Annotated in this window: 20 protein-coding genes; 7 read left to right on the forward strand and 13 right to left on the reverse strand. The window is 69.2% G+C overall.

What is annotated here, in order from left to right:
* Positions 1-86: 86 nt before the first annotated feature.
* Positions 87-434, forward strand: coding sequence for a DUF2793 domain-containing protein (locus PAM7066_RS12220; RefSeq protein WP_085854499.1), 348 nt, complete (start codon positions 87-89; stop codon positions 432-434).
* A gap of 90 nt (positions 435-524) precedes the next feature.
* Positions 525-2,921, forward strand: a complete 2,397-nt coding sequence (pheT, locus tag PAM7066_RS12225; RefSeq protein WP_085854500.1) for a phenylalanine--tRNA ligase subunit beta — start codon at positions 525-527, stop codon at positions 2,919-2,921.
* Here pheT and PAM7066_RS12230 read toward each other — a convergent pair.
* From PAM7066_RS12230 to PAM7066_RS12240, 3 genes are read right to left on the reverse strand one after another with little or no spacing between them, the layout of a single operon-like run.
* Complete coding sequence (locus PAM7066_RS12230) at positions 2,918-3,652, reverse strand: lysophospholipid acyltransferase family protein (protein WP_085854501.1); 735 nt, start codon at positions 3,650-3,652, stop codon at positions 2,918-2,920. The two genes, pheT and PAM7066_RS12230, sit on opposite strands and share 4 nt — an antisense overlap.
* On the reverse strand, positions 3,652-4,548 hold the full coding sequence (locus tag PAM7066_RS12235) for a cell division protein FtsX (protein ID WP_085854502.1): 897 nt from the start codon (positions 4,546-4,548) through the stop codon (positions 3,652-3,654). The genes PAM7066_RS12230 and PAM7066_RS12235 overlap by 1 nt, the downstream gene beginning before the upstream one ends.
* 2 nt (positions 4,549-4,550) lie before the next feature.
* Positions 4,551-5,228 carry a cell division ATP-binding protein FtsE gene (locus tag PAM7066_RS12240; RefSeq protein ID WP_085854503.1) on the reverse strand — a complete coding sequence of 226 codons (678 nt, stop codon included), beginning with the start codon at positions 5,226-5,228 and terminating at the stop codon, positions 4,551-4,553.
* A gap of 149 nt (positions 5,229-5,377) precedes the next feature.
* On the opposite strand from PAM7066_RS12240, the gene PAM7066_RS12245 reads away from it, so the two are divergent.
* Positions 5,378-6,115: a zinc-ribbon domain-containing protein gene (locus tag PAM7066_RS12245; RefSeq protein WP_085854504.1), complete on the forward strand. Its 738-nt coding sequence runs from the start codon at positions 5,378-5,380 to the stop codon at positions 6,113-6,115.
* An 8-nt stretch (positions 6,116-6,123) separates the two neighbouring features.
* Here PAM7066_RS12245 and PAM7066_RS12250 read toward each other — a convergent pair whose 3' ends face one another.
* Genes PAM7066_RS12250 through PAM7066_RS12265 form a run of 4 tightly spaced genes read right to left on the reverse strand, consistent with a single transcriptional unit; the run spans position 6,124 to position 10,191 of the window.
* Positions 6,124-8,232, reverse strand: coding sequence for a molybdopterin-binding protein (locus tag PAM7066_RS12250; RefSeq protein ID WP_085854505.1), 2,109 nt, complete (start codon positions 8,230-8,232; stop codon positions 6,124-6,126).
* Positions 8,229-8,723: a molybdopterin-guanine dinucleotide biosynthesis protein B gene (gene mobB, locus PAM7066_RS12255; RefSeq protein WP_085854506.1), complete on the reverse strand. Its 495-nt coding sequence runs from the start codon at positions 8,721-8,723 to the stop codon at positions 8,229-8,231. Before mobB ends, PAM7066_RS12250 begins: the two co-directional genes overlap by 4 nt.
* Complete coding sequence (gene mobA, locus PAM7066_RS12260) at positions 8,720-9,328, reverse strand: molybdenum cofactor guanylyltransferase MobA (RefSeq protein WP_085854507.1); 609 nt, start codon at positions 9,326-9,328, stop codon at positions 8,720-8,722. Before mobA ends, mobB begins: the two co-directional genes overlap by 4 nt.
* Positions 9,325-10,191 carry a formate dehydrogenase accessory sulfurtransferase FdhD gene (locus tag PAM7066_RS12265; protein ID WP_085854508.1) on the reverse strand — a complete coding sequence of 289 codons (867 nt, stop codon included), beginning with the start codon at positions 10,189-10,191 and terminating at the stop codon, positions 9,325-9,327. The genes mobA and PAM7066_RS12265 overlap by 4 nt, the downstream gene beginning before the upstream one ends.
* 56 nt (positions 10,192-10,247) lie before the next feature.
* Here PAM7066_RS12265 and PAM7066_RS12270 point away from each other — a divergent pair, with 56 nt between their 5' ends.
* A complete protein-coding gene (locus PAM7066_RS12270; RefSeq protein WP_085854509.1) occupies positions 10,248-10,952 on the forward strand; it encodes an AzlC family ABC transporter permease in 705 nt (234 codons plus the stop codon).
* A complete protein-coding gene (locus PAM7066_RS12275) occupies positions 10,949-11,275 on the forward strand; it encodes an AzlD domain-containing protein (protein ID WP_085854510.1) in 327 nt (108 codons plus the stop codon). Before PAM7066_RS12270 ends, PAM7066_RS12275 begins: the two co-directional genes overlap by 4 nt.
* Position 11,276: 1 nt before the next feature.
* Here the strand turns inward: PAM7066_RS12275 and PAM7066_RS12280 are convergent, their stop codons facing one another.
* Entirely contained in the window at positions 11,277-11,552 is a 276-nt protein-coding gene (locus PAM7066_RS12280) for a YrhK family protein (protein WP_085854511.1), read from the reverse strand.
* 5 nt (positions 11,553-11,557) lie between these two features.
* Positions 11,558-12,634, reverse strand: coding sequence for a phenylalanine--tRNA ligase subunit alpha (gene pheS, locus PAM7066_RS12285; RefSeq protein WP_085854512.1), 1,077 nt, complete (start codon positions 12,632-12,634; stop codon positions 11,558-11,560).
* Between the two features lie 142 nt (positions 12,635-12,776).
* Between pheS and PAM7066_RS12290 the strand changes: the two genes are divergently transcribed.
* Together PAM7066_RS12290 and PAM7066_RS12295 are read left to right on the forward strand one after the other, a co-directional pair.
* Positions 12,777-13,514 (forward strand): dienelactone hydrolase family protein, encoded by a 738-nt coding sequence (locus tag PAM7066_RS12290; RefSeq protein WP_085854513.1) that lies wholly within the window; start codon positions 12,777-12,779, stop codon positions 13,512-13,514.
* Positions 13,507-13,956, forward strand: coding sequence for a CYTH domain-containing protein (locus PAM7066_RS12295; protein ID WP_085854514.1), 450 nt, complete (start codon positions 13,507-13,509; stop codon positions 13,954-13,956). The genes PAM7066_RS12290 and PAM7066_RS12295 overlap by 8 nt, the downstream gene beginning before the upstream one ends.
* Here PAM7066_RS12295 and PAM7066_RS12300 read toward each other — a convergent pair.
* From PAM7066_RS12300 to pyk, 4 genes are all read right to left on the reverse strand, one after another.
* The gene (locus tag PAM7066_RS12300) at positions 13,953-14,852 is read right to left on the reverse strand and encodes a CHAD domain-containing protein (protein ID WP_175484641.1); all 900 of its coding nucleotides are present in this window, start codon (positions 14,850-14,852) and stop codon (positions 13,953-13,955) included. The two genes, PAM7066_RS12295 and PAM7066_RS12300, sit on opposite strands and share 4 nt — an antisense overlap.
* A gap of 89 nt (positions 14,853-14,941) precedes the next feature.
* A complete protein-coding gene (gene rplT / locus PAM7066_RS12305) occupies positions 14,942-15,316 on the reverse strand; it encodes a 50S ribosomal protein L20 (protein ID WP_085854516.1) in 375 nt (124 codons plus the stop codon).
* 12 nt (positions 15,317-15,328) lie between these two features.
* Positions 15,329-15,529: a 50S ribosomal protein L35 gene (gene rpmI / locus PAM7066_RS12310; RefSeq protein WP_085854517.1), complete on the reverse strand. Its 201-nt coding sequence runs from the start codon at positions 15,527-15,529 to the stop codon at positions 15,329-15,331.
* Between the two features lie 123 nt (positions 15,530-15,652).
* The gene (gene pyk / locus PAM7066_RS12315) at positions 15,653-17,098 is read right to left on the reverse strand and encodes a pyruvate kinase (protein ID WP_085854518.1); all 1,446 of its coding nucleotides are present in this window, start codon (positions 17,096-17,098) and stop codon (positions 15,653-15,655) included.
* Between the last annotated feature and the right edge of the window lie 89 nt (positions 17,099-17,187).

Consider the following 17,187-nt stretch of genomic DNA (forward strand, 5'->3'; position numbering starts at 1 on the left):
GGCTGGCCTCCGGTGCGAACGGCCGCTCAACCTTCCGGCAAGTGCGTCGCGCGGATGGTCCGGGCGTTCATACACCCGAGGATCCCATGTCCGACAGCTCCACCAACCTTGCCTTGCCGTTCATCCAGCCGTCGCAGGCGCAAAAGCACGTCACCCATAACGAGGCGATCGCGCGGCTCGACGTGCTGACCCAGCTTGCCGTCGTGGCCTTCGACGCCGCGACGCCCCCCGCCGCTCCGGTCGAGGGCGCGGCCTATGCGCTCGGCACCGCTCCGACGGGCGCCTGGGCCGGGCAGGGCGGCACCGTCGCCGCCTTCCAGAACGGCGGCTGGGTGTTCATCACGCCGCGCGCGGGCTGGATCGCGGTGGCCGCCGACACGGGGCGGCTGCGGGTGATGACCCCAACCGGCTGGCGCACACCGATCTTCGACTGAGGCGAGGCGCCCGGGCCCGGACCGGGCGCTTCCCATTCCGCGCCGCCTGCGCTAGTCCCGCGGGCGACACGACAAGAGGCGCGGACCGACATGAAATTCACGCTGTCCTGGCTGAAGGACCACCTCGAGACCGCCGCCACGGTGGACGAGATCGCCGAGGCGCTGACCGACCTGGGCCTCGAGGTCGAAGAGGTCTCCGACCCCTCCGCCGCGCTGCGCCCCTTCGTGATCGGCAAGGTTCAGACGGCCGAGCAGCACCCCGGCGCCGACCGCCTGCGCATCTGCACGGTCGAGGCCGGCGAAGGCCCGACACAGATCATCTGCGGCGCGCCGAACGCGCGGGCCGGGATCACGGTCGTCGTCGCCAAGCCCGGCACCTATATCCCCGGCCTCGACACGACCATCGCCGTGGGCAAGATCCGTGGCGTGGAGAGCTTCGGCATGATGGCCTCCGAGCGCGAGCTGGAGCTGTCGGAAGAACATGACGGCATCATCGAGCTGCCCTCGGGCGAGCCGGGCGAAAGCTTCGCCGACTGGCTGGCCGCGAACCGTCCCGAGGCAGTCGACCCGGTGATCGAGATCGCGATCACGCCGAACCGCCCCGATGCGCTGGGCGTGCGCGGCATCGCCCGCGATCTGGCGGCGCGGGGGCTGGGCACGCTGAAGCCTCTGGCCGAGCCTGTGGTCGATGGTAGCTTCCCGTCCCCCATCGGCGTGGCCATCGACGAGGCCGCGTTGCCCCACGCGCCCCACTTCACCGGCCGGCTGATCCGTGGCGTGAAGAACGGCCCCAGCCCGGCGTGGCTGCAGGCGCGACTGAAGGCGATCGGGCTGCGCCCGATCTCGGCCCTCGTGGACATCACCAACTTCTTCACCTTCGACATGAACCGGCCCCTGCACGTCTTCGACGCGGCGCGGGTCAAGGGCGACCTGCGGGTGCACCTAACGGAGGGCGGCGAGACGCTCGAGGCGCTGGACGAGCGCATCTACACATTCGGCGCGGGGCAGGTCGTCATCAGCGACGATCAGGGCGTCGAGAGCATCGCCGGCATCATGGGCGGCGCGCCCTCGGGCGTCGAGGAGGACACGGTGGACGTGTTCCTTGAATCCGCGTGGTGGGACCCGGTGACGATCGCGCGGACGGGCCGGGCGCTGAAGATCAACTCTGACGCGCGCTACCGGTTCGAGCGGGGCGTGGACCCGGCATGGACGCGCCCCGGCCTCGAGGCCGCGACGCGGATGATCCTGGACCTGTGCGGCGGCGAAGCGTCGGAGGTCGTCGAGGCCGGCGCGGCACCCGATCATGCACGTGCCTATTCGCTGGATCCCGCGCGGTGCTCGTCGCTGGTGGGCATGGACATCCCGTCCGGCCAGCAGCGCGAGACGCTGGAGGCGCTTGGCTTCCGACTGGAGGGCGACCTGGCCCACGTGCCAAGCTGGCGCCCCGACGTGAAGGGCGAGGCGGACCTGGTGGAAGAGGTCGCGCGCATCGCGTCGCTGACGCTGCTGGTGCCGCAGCCGATGGCGCGCCCCCAGCCCGGCGTGCCGAAGCCGATCCTGACCGAGGGCCAGCGGCGCGAGCAGATCGCGCGGCGCACATGTGCCGCTCTCGGCTACAACGAGGCGGTGACCTATTCCTTCATCGACGCCGCTTCGGCCGCGCTGTTCGAGGGCGGGTCGGATGCCACGATGCTCGAAAACCCCATCTCGTCCGAGATGAGCCACCTGCGTCCCGACCTCCTGCCGGGCCTTCTGCAGGCCGCCGCGCGGAACCAGAAGCGCGGGCAGGGTGACGTCGCGCTGTTCGAGGTCGGCACGACCTTCCAGGGCGGTGAGCCCGAGGAGTCACGTGTGCAGGTCGCCGGCCTTCTGACCGGGCGCACCGGGCCGAAAGACGTGCACGGCGCCTCGCGCGCGGTCGACGTGTTCGACGTAAAGGCGGATATCGAGGCGGTGCTGGCTGCCCTCGGCGCGCCTGCGAAAACGCAGATCTTCCGCGAAGGGGCCGCGTGGTGGCATCCCGGTCGCCACGGGCGCATCTGCCTTGGGCCGAAGAAGACGCTCGGCGTGTTCGGCGAGGTCCATCCGAAGATCCTGCGCGAGCTTGGGGTGAAGGGGCCTGCCGTCGCCTTCACCATCTGGCCGGACGAGGTTCCCGCCCCCCGCAACCAGGGCGCCGCCCGCCCTGCGCTGGAGCTGAGCGATCTGCAGGCGGTCGAGCGCGACTTCGCCTTCGTGCTGGACGACCGGATCGAGGCGCAGCAGGTCGTCGCGGCGGCTCAGGGTGCGGACAAGGCGCTGATCGACGAGGTGCGGGTCTTCGACCAGTTCGTCGGCGGCAGCTTGGGCGAGGGCAAGAAGTCCCTCGCCATCACGGTGCGCATCCAACCCACGGGCCAGACGCTGACGGACAAGGAGATCGAGGTCGTCGCGCAGAAGGTCGTCCAGAAGGTCGAAAGCGCCACGGGCGGCACCCTGCGCGGCTAGGAGCGGGTCAGCTCGGCCGCCCTGAACCCGGCCTCGGCCATCAGTTCGTCCGACCGCCCCTCGACCGCGTTGCGCAGCCGTTCAACGAAGACGTCCTTGGACAGGCCCGGTGGGATGGGGTCGAGGAACTCGATCACCGCGTGGCCGGGCGTCTTCCGGATTCCCGTGCGGGGCCAGAAGACGCCCACGTTGACGGCCACCGGGATCACCGTCTCTTGCAGTTGCTGATAAAGAACCGCCGTGCCGGTCTTGTAGGGTACCTGGACCCCCGGGACGACGCGGGTGCCCTGGGGATAGATGATCAGCTGCCCGGGTCTCGCGCGGCCCTTCTGGACGTCGGCCATCATCTTGGCGATGGCTTGCCCCTTCTTGCCGCGATCGACCGGCACGCATCCCATCCGCTTGGCGAACCAGCCGAGGACGGGCGCGCGGGTCAGCTCTTTCTTCATGATGAACTTGGGCGCGGGCAGGACCGAGCAGAGCATGATGATGTCGAAGAACGACTGGTGCTTGGCCGTGATCATCACGGCACCGTCCGGCACCTCGCCGCGCACCTCGGAGGTCAGGCCGATCATCCAGGCGGCAGACCAGCGGACATAGTTGCAGTAGGCGCGCACGCCCCGATGTGCGCCGTCGTCCTTGCGCATGGCGATCGGTGCCCAGTAGAGGCCCATCAGCGCCATGACGGCATACATCTGCACGGTGAAGATCAGCGAGCGAAGGTACTGCATCACGATATGCTCCTGAGCGCACGAAGCGCGGCTAGGCGGGTGGCCCAGAAGGCCGTGAGACCGGCGACCGGCGGCACGAGAAGCGGCGCGAGCCATCCCGCTCCGGTAAAGCCCAGCCCGGTGAGAAAGCCACCCGCTTGTTCGACGGAGGGTAGCGCCCAGATCGCCAGCATCCCGGCGAGCGTGCCGAAAAGCGCCCCGCCCGCGGCACGGATGGTAAAACGGCGGACGAAGGCGCGGGCGATGAAAGTGTCGCGCGCGCCGATCAGGCGCAGGACGCGCATCACGTCGCGATTGGCGGCAAGGGCCGACATCGCCGCCAGCGTGATCATCGCGGCCATGGCGCACAGGATCAGGGCGAGCGCGCCGAGGCCCAGCACGTGCAGCCGCCCGGCCGCGCGCACCAGCGGCCGACGCCAGCGGGCGTGGTCGTCGAGGATCGCGCCAGGGGCCTCGGCGGCGAGGCGCAGGCGCAGGCCCTGCGCGTCATAGCCCTCGGTCGTCTCGACCACCTCGACCAGTTGCGGGATTGGCAGCGTCTCGACCGGCAGATCGGGGCCGAACCAGGGCTCGAGCAGGGCGCGCTGCTCGGCGGGGTCGAGCGCCCGAGACGACGCCACTCCCGGCGTCGTCTGCAGCAGCGCCAGCACCGCCCGGGTCTGCGCCTCTCGCTGGTCCAGCGGGGCAGAGATGCGGATGGTCGAGCTTTGCGCCAATGACGTCGACCATCGCTCGGCCAATCGGTGGGTTGCCAGAGACAGGGCCAGCGCAAAGACCGCGAGAAACGCCATGGCCGCGGCGGTGAAGGCCGTCAGCCGCGCCGTGAAGCCCGAGGGGGGCACGATCCGGTCGGCCTGTGCATCCCCGGCCAGCGTCTGCATGATCTCGCGGAACATCTTCACAGATCGGCGCCCGCCATGTCGAGCTGCCCGCGCCGCAGCCGCAGCACCCGCGCCTGCACCTGGCTTTTCGCGGCGCGGATCAAGTTCATGTCGTGGGTGGCGATCAGCACGGCCTTGCCCATGCGGTTCAGCTCGACCAGCAGGGTCAGAAGGCGCAGCGACATCTCCCAATCGACATTTCCGGTGGGCTCATCGGCAAGAACCACGTCGGGCGACAGGATCAGCGCGCGGGCGAGTGCTGCACGCTGCCTTTCGCCGCCTGACAGCTCGGCCGGGCGCGCCTCGGCCCGGTCCGTCAGGCCGACCCAGGCCAGAAGCTCGTCGATCTCGGCCGCGTGTTGGGCGGGATCCAACCCGGACGTCGCCAGCGGCATCGCGATGTTCTCACGCACCGACATGTGGTCGAGAAATCCGCAATCCTGGTGCACCACCCCGACCCGGCGGCGCAGCTTGGCCACGTCGTTTCGCCCCAACCTCGCGGCTGGCACGCCGAAGACGGTGATCGACCCGCGCGAGGGCGTCAGGTCCAGGTAGCACAGGCGCAGGAGCGTGGTCTTGCCCGCGCCCGAGGGGCCGGTCAGGAAATGGAAGCTGCCGGGCGACAGGGACAGGGAAATACCGCTCAGAAGCGCCGTGCCGTCGTATCCATATGTGATGTCGTTCAGCTCGATCACTGGGCGCCTCGTCAGCTCGCGGCCGTTTTGCCGCACCGGACGAGGCGTTTCAATCGCACCGGGTGGCAAAAGGCTTGCTTGGCTGGCCTCTATTGCTACCAAAGGGAAGGATACCAATAACAAGACCTTGAGGGGGCGGCCACCTGAACATGCGGATCACCTGTCCCAATTGCGCGGCCCAGTACGAGGTCGGTGCAGGGCTCATCTCCGAAGACGGCCGCGACGTCCAGTGCTCGGCCTGTGGGCATACCTGGAAGCAGTTCGGCGATGGCCGGGTCGAGGAGATCCCCGACGAGGACACCTCGGATGCCGCCGCCGACGAACCTGAGCCAGAGTACGAGGCGGATGACGCCGACGCCGAGGAACAGCCCGAAGGCGAGGTCACGGTCACTCGCGTGCCGCGGCGCGAGCTGGATCCCGACGCCCGCCGCATCCTGCGCGAGGAAGCGCAACGCGAAGCCGCCCGCCGCCGGACCCGCCACGTCACCGCCATCGAGATGCAGCCCGACCCGGCTCTCGAGGTTGCGCCACCCGCGGAAGAGCCTGCCGCCCCGGCCTACAGCGCCCAGCGCCGCCGAAGCGGGGGCGGCGGCATGTTCCCGGACATCGAAGAGATCAACTCGACCCTTTCCGCCGGCACCGAGGCCGACCGTGACCTGACCGAGCCCGCCTCGGCGTCGGGCGCCTTTCGCAGCGGGTTCCTGCTGATGCTGGCGCTGGCGATCCTGATCATGGCGCTCTACCTCGCCGCGCCGTGGCTCGCGGCGCAGGTGCCGGCGCTGGAGCCCGCGCTGGCCGGCTATGTCGGCGGGGTCAACAGCTTCCGCATGGCGGTCGAGGGGCTGTTGCAGGGCGCGGCCGAGTGGATCGACGGCCTCTCGGCCTGACCTCCGGCTCAGAACAGGCCGAACCCTGCATAAGGCAGGAAGCGCACCGGATCGCCCGGCGCAATCTGCGCCGCACCGTCGGACAGTTCGACCAGCCCGTCCGCCCATGACAGGCCCGAAACCCGGCCCGACCCTTCGGAAGCGAAAGTCTCGACCCCCTCGGGGCCAAGGCGCGCGCGCAGGTATTCTCGGCGGCCCGGTTTCTTGCGCTTCTCGAACGCGGCCGGGACGGTCATGGCGAGCGGTTCGGCCCACCCGCCGCCAGCCATCAGCGACAGGGCGGGCCGCGCGAAGATCAGCGCGCAGACGAAGCTCGCCACCGGGTTCCCCGGCAGCCCGAAGACAGGCAGCCCGGCCCGCATCCCCAGCGCCAGCGGCCGCCCCGGCTTCAGGGCGATCCGCCACGAGGTCAGCGCGCCTTCTTCGCGCAGCAGGGCCGAGACGTGATCCTCGTCTCCGGCCGACGCCCCGCCCGAGGTCAGGATCACGTCGGCCTCGGCCCCGTCGAGCCTGTCGCGCAGGGCGTTCCGGTCGTCCTCCACATGGCCCAGATCCACGGCCGCGTGCCCCCAGCGGGCGGCGAGGGCCAGGAGCATCGGGCGGTTGGCGTCGTAGGTCCGCGCGGGGTCCATGGTGCTGCCGGGAGCGGCCAGCTCGTCCCCCGTGGACAGGACGCCGACCCGGAGCGGGCGGCGCACGCTGACCTGCGCCACCCCTGCGGCGGCCAGCAGCGCAAGGTCGGGCGGCCTGAGCCGCGCGCCCGCGGCCAGCAGGGTGTCGCCCGCAGCCACATCCTCGCCCGCTTGGCGGGTGTTGGCGCGTGGCTTCACGGGGCCGTTGAAGGCGACCGTGGTGCCGTCGGTGCGGGTATCCTCTTCCAGCACCACGGTATCCACGCCTTCGGGCAGCAAAGCACCCGTCAGGATGCGGACCGCCTGACCCCGCGGAACCGTGCCGGCGTACGGTGCCCCGGCGGCGGCGCGGCCGGTGACGAGGGGCAGGGATTGCGGTCCGTCGCCGGTCACTTCATGCGCGAAGCCGTAGCCATCCACGGCGGAGTTCGGCCCCGGCGGGTTCGCGCGGGTGGCCGTGGCGGGCGCGGCGAGGATGCGGCCGTCGGCGTCTGCAGCGGCAATTTGCTCGGCGCCCGTGACCGGCCGCAACCTGTCGCGCAGGAGGGCGAGGGCGTCGTCCACCGGCGTCCACTCGATGCCCGGGGGCAGGGCGAAGCAATCGTTCGACAGGGGCGGAGGGGCGAGGGGCGCCTCGGCCGGCGCGGAGGCGGCGAGGTCCGTCAGCCGCCCGCGACGTCCGGCGCCAAGGATCCACCCTTCCTCGGGAGCGTCCACGTCCATCATCCGCGCCAGTTCATCGACGGGCAACGCCGCGAGCGCATGGGCGAGCAGGCGCACCTGGTGCCGGTCGCGGATGCCGTCTCCCTTGGGGGGCATGGCGTTTTCGATGAGGCCGGGCCAGATCTCGGTCAGCACGGCGGGCGCGTCCTGCCACGGCTCGAACGGCCAGGCGACGGTGCCGTCGATCCGGCGCAGGCGGGAGAGCATGGGCAAGCCCATCAGCGCCTGGCTACCGACCGTGGGGGGGAAGGCGAGTTGCCAGACGCTGGACGCCGCCGCCGCCGCGTCGCAGGCGCGTTTCTCGGCCATCCCGTGCCCGTCGCGCGTGCTGCCGCGGTAGGGGATGTCGGGCCAGTCGGTCTCGTTCGGCTTGCCCCAGAAGGGGCCGGTGCCGGGGAACAGGCGGTTCAGATCCGAGGCGACGGCGAAGCGGTTGTTGCGGCCGGTGTCGTCATCCTCGATCCGGTCGGCCAGCCAGTCCCAGAGGGCGAGCGTGTCGTCCTGCCCGGTGACGGCGCGGGCGAAGCCTTGCGGGTAGCCGAAGGGGAAGTCGAACGCGGCCATGACGCGGCGGCCGGCGGCGATCTCGGTGCGCAGGGTGTCGGCCAGCCATGCCTCGGCCGCGCGGCGCGTGGGCATGTGGCGGGGCGCTTCGGCGACCCCATCCCGGGCGATGCCGATCCAGATCGTGTTGGCGCGGGCGGCGGCGCGGCCTTGGGCGGCGGACCAGTCGACGACGAGGATCGTGTCGAAGGGTTTCAAAGCCCGACCTCGGCGGCGATGAAGTCGGCGATGGCGGCGGTGTCGTCGAGGTCGAGGATCGGGCGGTCGTCGATGCCGGGGTCGCCCTTCGCCGCGACGGCGCGGATCGTGGGATCATCGGGGGCGATCAGGGGGCGGCCGGTCTCGGCGCGCCAGGCCTCGACCTTGGGGTGACGGTCGCGCTTCCAGCCCTCGACCAGGATCAGGTCGACGGGCGCCATCCGCGCCAGCAGCTCTTCCAGCGAGGGTTCGTCAGCCTCGCCCAGTTCCGTCATCAGCGCCCACCGGCTGCGCGAGGACAGGAGCACCTGGTGCGCGCCCGCGTCCCGGTGGCGGCGGGAATCCTTTCCCGGCTGGTCCACATCGAAGCTGTGATGCGCGTGCTTCAGGGTCGAGACCGTCAGCCCGCGATGCGTGAACTCGGCCACCAGACGCTCCATCAGGCCGGTCTTGCCAGCGTTCTTCCAGCCGGTCACGCCGAAAAGCCTCATGCCATTCCTCTCGCGGCGTCCAGATCCTCGGGCGTGTTGACGTTGAAGAACGGATCGCCCCGGTCGGTGGGGAAGGCGGCGAGCGCGGTGCCGTGCCGTTCGGTCCAGAGGACGACCTTGCGGACACCGTCTGCCAGCGCCTCGCGCAGATCCTCGCGCAGGTCGACGGGCCAGAGGCCGCAGGTGGGGTGGCGGACGACACCATGCTCGGGATCGGGGGTCGAGGCGAGGGCGATCGGCTTGCCCTGCGCCTCGGCCGCGAGCAGCAGTTGCGGGACGAGGTCGCCGGGCAGGAACGGCGTGTCGGCGGCGGCGGTGACGATGTGGCTCGCTCCCAGATGCGCGGCCCAGTCCATTCCTGCCAGCACGCCGGCCAGTGGGCCGGGATTCCCTTCGATGCTGTCGGGCAGGACGGTCAGTTGCAGGTCCGCGAATCGCGCCGGGTCGCCGTTCGCCGACAGCGCGAGGCGGGGCACCTGCGGCGAGAGGCGGTCGATGACCCGGTCGAGGATCGAGCGGTCGCCCATCATCATCCGGCCCTTGTCGCCCCCGCCCATGCGGGTCGCGCGGCCACCTGCAAGGATGACGCCGTAGGGCGCGATCATGAGGCGGACCGCCGCTTGCGATCCTCGCCCGCCGATCCGGGTTCTGCGTCGCGGATCAGGCGATCTTCTCCAGCAAGGCAGACGAAGCGTTCGCCCCGCATCCGGCCGATCAGGGTCAGGTTCACCTGCCGCGCGATCTCGACCCCCCAGGCGGTGAAGCCCGAGCGCGAGACCAGCGCAGGGATGCCCATATGGGCGCATTTGATGACCATCTCGGACGTCAGGCGCCCGGTGGTGTACATGATCTTGTCCGCGCCGTCTGCTCCTTCCGAGACCATCCACCCGGCGATCTTGTCCACCGCGTTGTGGCGGCCGACATCCTCCATGTAGACGAGCGGGCGGTCGTGGTGGCACAAGACGGTGCCGTGGATCGCGCCAGCTTCGAGGTAGAGCGACGGCGTCGTGTTGATCCGCTTGGCCAGCGCATAAAGCCAGCTGGTGCGCAGCTCGGCGTCGGGCAGGCGCAGGTTCTCCAGCCCCTCCATCATGTCGCCGAAGACGGTGCCGACAGCGCAGCCGCTGGTGCGAGTCTTCTTCTTCAGCTTTTCCTCGTGGCTGGTGGGGCTGTCGGTGCGGACGACGACGACCTCGAGATCCTCGTCGTACTCCACGCCCGTCACCGTCTCGCCCTCGCGCAGCATCCCCTGGTTCTTCAGGAACCCGAGCGCGAGGTACTGGGGATAGTCGCCAATCGTCATGGCGGTGACGATCTCCTGCCCGTTGAGGTAGATCGTCAGGGGGCGTTCCTCGACCACCGGAATGGTCTGGGTCGCACCGGTCTGATCGGTGCCCGTGACGGCGCGGGTCAGGCGCGGGGCGGCCGGGTCGGGGGCGATCAGATAAGTGGTATCACGAGATTGCATTTGCAGGCCACTCTGGGCTGGGGCAGTAGGCTTGGGCCATACCGTAGAGCGCGACCATGCCAGCCTCCACCAAGAAATCCGTTTTCAGTCAGGGCGTCGTGCAGGGGCTGCCGTTCATCCTGGTGATCGTGCCGTTCGGGCTGCTGTTCGGAGTCGTGGGGACCGAGGCCGGGCTGAACCTGGCCGAGGTCATGGGGTTCACCCTGCTCGTCGTGGCCGGCGCGTCGCAGTTCACTGCCGTATCGCTGATGGTCGACAACGCGCCGGTCTTCCTGATCCTGGCGGCGTCGCTGACGGTGAACCTGCGCATGGCGATGTATTCGGCGAGCCTCGTGCCGTATCTGGGCACCGCGCCGCTGTGGCAGCGGGCGCTGGTTGCCTACATGCAGGTCGACCAGGTTTATGCCGCGTCCGTGGCCCGCTACGAGGCGCGGGACGAGCCGGTGGGCAAGCGCGTCGCCTTCTACTTCGGCGTGGCGGCGCCGATCATGCCGCTTTGGGTCTTGGCCACGTGGGTCGGCGCGGTGCTGGGGGCGAGCGTGCCGCCGGCCTTCGCGCTGGATTTCGCGATCCCGATCACGTTCCTGGCGCTGGTGGGGCCGATGCTGCGCACGGTCGCGCATGTCGCGGCGGCGGTCGTGTCGGCCGTGGTGGCGCTGAGCACGACGTGGATGCCCACGGGCACCGGCGTTCTGGTCGCGGCGGCCTGCGCCTGCGCCACCGGCGCGCTGGTCGAGACCTGGATGGAGCGCCGCACATGACGATGCCGACCGCCCAGATCTGGTTCATCATCGTCGTCCTCGGCGCGGCGACCTACCTGCTGCGTTTCTCGTTCCTGGGGCTGCTGGGCGACCGCGAGATGCCCCGTTGGGTCCTGCGGCTGTTGCGCTACACGCCGGTCGCGGTGTTCCCCGCACTGGTCGCGCCCCTTGTCATGTGGCCTGCCGCGACGGGCGGCACGTTCGACCCGGCGCGGGGCCTCGCGGCCTTCGCCACGCTGGCGGTCGGCTACGTGATGCGCAGCGTGCTGTGGGGCATCCTTGCCGGGGCGGCGACGCTGTATCTGGGCCTGTGGCTGATCTGAGCTAGTCGCGCTTCGCGAGGTCCTCCTCGTCGCCCATGGCGGCCAGCTTCACCTCGCGCAGGAACCGGATCGTCGGCTTCACTCCGAAGAGGAGCGAGCCCAGGACGAAGAACCAGATGGCGATCGTCTCGAGGCTGTTCCAGAAGAACAGGATCGACCCGACGAGGAACGCCACCGCCGCCGCGAAATCCACGCAGGTATGGGCGAGTTCGGAGGCGGCATAGAACCGCTTCGCGCGCTCGGACCGCTGCCGGTTCTCGTGGCGGAAGAGGGTCATCGGGCCTAGACTCCGGCCCTCAGGGTCGGCACCTGCAGCGCCGAGAAGCCGTAGTGGCGCAGCCAGCGCAGGTCGCTGTCGAAGAAGGCGCGCAGGTCAGGGATGCCGTATTTCAGCATCGCGATCCGGTCGATTCCCATGCCGAAGGCGAAGCCCTGCCACTGCGAGGGGTCGATCCCGCCGGCTTCCAGTACCTTGGGGTGGACCATGCCCGAGCCCAGAACCTCGAGCCAGCCGTCACCTTCGCCGACCTTCACGGTGCCGCCTTCGAAGCTGCACTGGATGTCGACCTCGGCCGACGGCTCGGTGAAGGGGAAATGCGAGGCGCGGAAACGGGTTTTGACCGACTTGCCGAAATAGGCCGAGAAGAACTCTTCCAGCACCCATTTCAGGTTCGCCATCGAGATGTTCTTGTCGATGGCCAGCCCCTCGATCTGGTGGAACATCGGCGTGTGCGTCTGGTCGTAATCGGCACGGTAGACACGGCCGGGGCAGATGATGCGCAACGGCGCGCCCTGCGCCTGCATCGAGCGGATTTGCACGGGCGAGGTGTGGGTTCGCAGCACGTGGGGCGGGCGGTCGTCGCCGGCCGCGCGGTGCATGTAGAACGTGTCCATCTCGCCCCGGGCGGGGTGATGGTCGGGGATGTTCAGCGCGTCGAAATTGTACCAGTCGGTCTCGACCTGCGGGCCCTCGGCGACGGCGAAGCCCATGTCGGCGAAGATCGCGGTGCATTCCTCCCACACCTGGCTGACCGGGTGGACGCTGCCGTCGGCGACGCCGCGCGGGCCGCGGCGCGCGGGCAAGGTGACGTCGAGCCATTCCTCGGACAGGCGCGCATCGAGCGCCGCGTCTTCCAGCGCCATCTTCTTGGCGGCGATGGCGCCGGTGATTTCGTCCTTCAGGGCGTTGAGCCGCGGGCCTTCGGTCTGGCGTTCCTCGGGCGTCATCTGACCGAGCTTGCGCATTTCCAGCGCGACCTCGCCCTTCTTGCCGATGGCGGCCAGACGCACCTCTTCCAGCGCGGCCTCGTCGCCGGCCTCGTTCACGCGGGTCAGGTACTTTGCGCGCAAGTCTTCCATGGCGGGCCTCTCATCCATCGTCGCGGGCGGTGCTAGCGCGGGCGGGGCGCAGTGGCAAGCTGGCGCGCTGCTTCACGCAATGGTGACCTTGCTTGGAGCCTTCGTCGCGTCACCTTTCCCCCATCCAATGGGAGAGACCGCCATGCGACTGCTTGCGACCACCGCCGCCCTGGCCTTCACCGCCACGGGGGCCTTCGCCGCTGACGTGACCTATGATTTCAACGGCGTTCAGCACACCGGCTATTACGCCGCTGGCGAGGGCGAGGTGTCGGGCCTCGTCCTGATCGTCCCCGACTGGGACGGTGTCGACGATTTCGAGACCGGCCGCGCCGACGAGCTGGCCGGGATGGGCTACGACGCCTTCGTCGTCGACATGTACGGCGCGGACACGCCGGCCGGCACGGTCGAGGAAAACCGTGCCGCCACCTCGGAACTGTCCGAGGACCGCGACAAGATGCACGAGATCCTGCTGGCCGGCATCGAGGCGGCGCAGGGGCAAAGCGATGCGCAGAACCTCGTCGTCATGGGCTACTGCTTCGGCGGCGGCGTGGTGCTCGAGATGGCGCGGTCGGGATTTGCCGCTCAGGCCGCGGGCTACACCGTGTTCCACGGGACGCTGGCGACGCCCGAGGAGCAAAGCTACGACGGGGACGAGCCGCCGATCCAGATCCTGCACGGCGCGGCGGACGAGTCGCAGACGATGGAAACCCTCTTCGCCCTCGCGCGCGAACTCGAAGAGGCGGGCAACACCTTTACGGTCGAGCTCTATTCGGGCGCGCCCCACGCCTTCACCGTCGAGGGCAGCGACCGCTACCAGGAGCGCGCGGCGGAAGAAAGCTGGGAGGCCTTCACCGACTTCCTCGGCGAACGCCTTGGCTGAGGAGATCGAGCGCAAGTTCCTCGTGACCGGGGATGGCTGGAAGGAGGGCGTGTCGGATCGGCACGCCTTTCGCCAGTTCTACCTGTCGCATAGCAAGACGGCGACGGTGCGGGTGCGCATCACGGACGACGTGTCGGCCCGGCTGACGGTGAAGGGCAACCGCGAGGGCCCCGCGCGGCCCGAATACGAATGGGACATCCCGATCGAGGATGCCCGCGAGATGGAGGCGCTCGCAACCGGGCGTGTGCTGGTCAAGACGCGCCACGTGGTGCCGGCGGGCGACCTGGCGTGGGAGGTGGACGTCTTCGCGGACGGGCTGATCCTGGCCGAAATCGAACTGCCGTCCGAGGACGCCGCCTTCGAGCGTCCCGACTGGCTGGGAGAAGAGGTCACCGATGACCCGGCCTACTACAACGCGGCGATGGCGCTGGGCACGGGCTAGGCTGCGTCCTCGCGCCAGATGCTCCAGTAGGTCGCCAGCCGACGCGCCGCCACCTTGGGCGGTTCGGCGAACACCGATCGACCCGACCGGAACGCCTCGGCCTCGAGCATCTCCTGCCGCGCGCGCATCAGTCCCCGGAAGGCGGCCATTGTGTCGGCATCGGCAATCTCGCCCGCCGCGTCGAGCGCCTCGCCCATGACGTGGATGTCGTGGTGGTCGCCCAGCAGGTCCGCAAGGTCGCTGGCGGGATCGACCTCGGCCTTGGCGACGGCCGACGTGTTTTTCAGAAGGCGCAGGTGGTACCAGTGGTACTTCGCCCGCTTGCGCCATTCGTGCAGGTTCTCGCCCGTAGGGGTCTTGCGTGCGGCCTTCATGGCGGCGCAGCCGCGCCCGTAGGTCTTTTTCACCCCGCCCGCGATGCTTTCCGCGCTGTCAGGGTCGATGGTCCAGAGGCAGGCCCGCTCGCGCGCGGCACGGAGCGTATCGGCGGCCTCTTCAAGGCGCTTGCCAAGGTCGGGGGCGGATTCGACCTTCTTCGCGCGTTTCTCGAAATGGCCCCGGATGGTCGAGAAGGCGTTGGCGTAGAGCTGGTCGTCGAACTGGGCTTTCAGCGCGTCACAGGTCTCGACCAGGGCGCGGGCGTCTCGCACGTCGGCAAGGCGGTGGGCGGTGTCCTGAAAGGCCGTGTTCTCGTGCGCATAGCCGTCGAAGCCCGGGCGCACCAGTCGGATGAGGCCGCGCAGCTTCTTGCAGCGCTTGCGAAGCTGGTGGATGCGCTCGGCCTCGGAGATGCCGTCATCCGCGGCCTCTTCCAGCGCCGTGTCGATCTGGTCGAGCGCGACGCGGCGGACCGCGGTCGTGAGGCTGTCGTCGTCGATCTTGAATGAATAGGCCATGTGCGACGAACGTTGGCGCAGGCGCCGCGTTCCCGCCAAAGAAAAGGCCGCCCGAGGGGGCGGCCTTGCCATCTTCGATCGGCGCCGGTTCAGGCGGCCTGCTTGTCCAGTGCGGCCTTGGCCTGATCCACGATGGCGGCGAAGCCCTCGGGTTCGTGCACGGCGAGATCGGCCAGAACCTTGCGGTCAACCTCGATGCCCGCAAGCGACAGGCCGTTGATGAAGCGCGAATAGGTCAGCGACTCGTCATGGGCGCGGACACCGGCGTTGATCCGCTGGATCCACAGGGCGCGGAACGTGCGCTTGCGGGTCTTGCGGTCGCGCGTGGCGTACTGGTTCGCCTTGTCGACGGCCTGCGTGGCGGTGCGGAAGGCGTTCTTGCGACGGCCGTAATAGCCTTTCGCAGCCTTGATGACCTTCTTGTGACGGGCGTGGGTGGTCGTTCCACCTTTGACTCGAGCCATGGGAGCGTCTCCTTACCGGTCGTAGGGCATGTATTGCTTGGCAAGCTTCTGGTCGGGCTTGCTGAGCACACGGGTTCCGCGGGCGTCGCGAATAAAATCGTTGGACCGCTTGATCATGCCGTGCCGTTTACCGGCCGAGCCGCCGACGACCTTGCCGGTCGCGGTGACCTTGAAGCGCTTCTTGGCGCTCGACTTCGTCTTCATCTTGGGCATTTTCGTCTCCTGTTGAGAGGGACAGTTCCGCAGCCTCGGCATGCCACACTGGCCGGACCACGCACGGATAGGCGGCCCCATTACAGCCTGGGGCGCGCTGGCGCAAGGGTGATCTGGCTGCGCTCAGCCCGGATCGGTGGCGAAGATCAGGCGTTCCTCGCAGGGGGCGACGCGCAGGATGTTGGTGGTGCCCGACTGGCCGAAGGGCACCCCAGCGGTGACGACGATCTGGTCGGTCGCGTCGGCGATGCCTTCGGTGCGGGCTGCGCGGGCGGCGTTGATCACGGCCTCCTTGAAGCGGGTCACCTCGCCGGTGCGGACGCAGTGCATCCCCCACGACAGGCAGAGCCGCCGCGCGGTGCCCATCATCGAGGTCAGCGCGATGATCGGCACCATCGGGCGTTCGCGCGCCACCAGCGTGGCCGTCGTGCCGGACTGCGTGTAGCAGCAGATCGCCTTGATGTCGGTCGTCTCGGCAATCTCGCGGGCGGCCGAGACGATCGCGTCGGCCACCGTCTCTTTCGTGCCGCCACGGCTGGCGTTGATCACGTCGCGGTAGGTCGGGTCGCTTTCGACCTCGATGGCGACGGCGTTCATCGTCGTGACCGCCTCGATCGGGTAGTCCCCGGCAGCCGATTCGGCCGAAAGCATGACGGCATCGGCGCCCTCGTAGATGGCGTTCGCGACGTCCGAGACCTCGGCCCGGGTCGGCACGGGGCTTTCGATCATCGATTCCAGCATCTGCGTCGCCACGATCACCGGCTTGGCCGCGGCGCGGCACTTGCGGATCAGACGCTTCTGGATCGGGGGGACGTTCTGGACGGGAAGCTCGACCCCGAGGTCGCCGCGGGCGACCATGATGCCGTCCGAGGCCTCGAGGATCGACTCGAAGTTCTTGACCGCCAGCGGCTTCTCGATCTTCGACAGGACCGCGGCGCGACCCTGACAAAGCTCTCGCGCCTCTTCCACGTCGCGGGGGCGCTGGACGAAGGACAGGGCCAGCCAGTCGACGCCAAGGGCACAGACATATTCCAGGTCCGAGCGGTCCTTGGGGCTGAGCGCGGCGAGGGGAAGCTCCACGTCGGGGACGTTCACGCCCTTGCGGTTCGAGATCGTGCCGCCGACCATGACCTCGCAATCGGCGAAGTCCTCGCCGTGCTCCTTGACCTTGAGCCGGATCTTCCCGTCGTTGACCAACAGGCTCGCACCCTTCTCGAGCGCCTGGAAGATCTCGGGGTGGGGCAGCTGGACGCGCGTGGCGTCGCCCTCGGCATCGTCGAGGTCGAGCCGGAAATCCTGCCCCTCGACCAGCTCGGCGCTGCCGTCCTGGAACACGCCGACGCGCAGTTTCGGACCCTGAAGGTCGGCCAGGATGGCGATCGGCCGGCCCAGATCCTCTTCGATCTGGCGGATGATCTTGTGGCGGGCACCGATTTCCTCGTGGCTGCCGTGGCTCATGTTCAGGCGGAACACGTCGGCCCCGGCCTCGAACAAGGCGCGGATCGTGTCGTAGTCGGAGGATGCCGGGCCGAGGGTGGCCACGATCTTGATCTTGCGCATGCGTCGCATGGTGGGCTCCCGTTAGCGTCGGACGCGCTTATGGGACAAAGCCCGGCATCTGACAACAAGGCGCGCCATCTTGCCTTGATCTTTCACGG

Origin of the sequence: Palleronia marisminoris (genome assembly GCF_900172315.1) — a bacterium.
GTDB classification, from domain to species: Bacteria; Pseudomonadota; Alphaproteobacteria; order Rhodobacterales; family Rhodobacteraceae; genus Palleronia; species Palleronia marisminoris.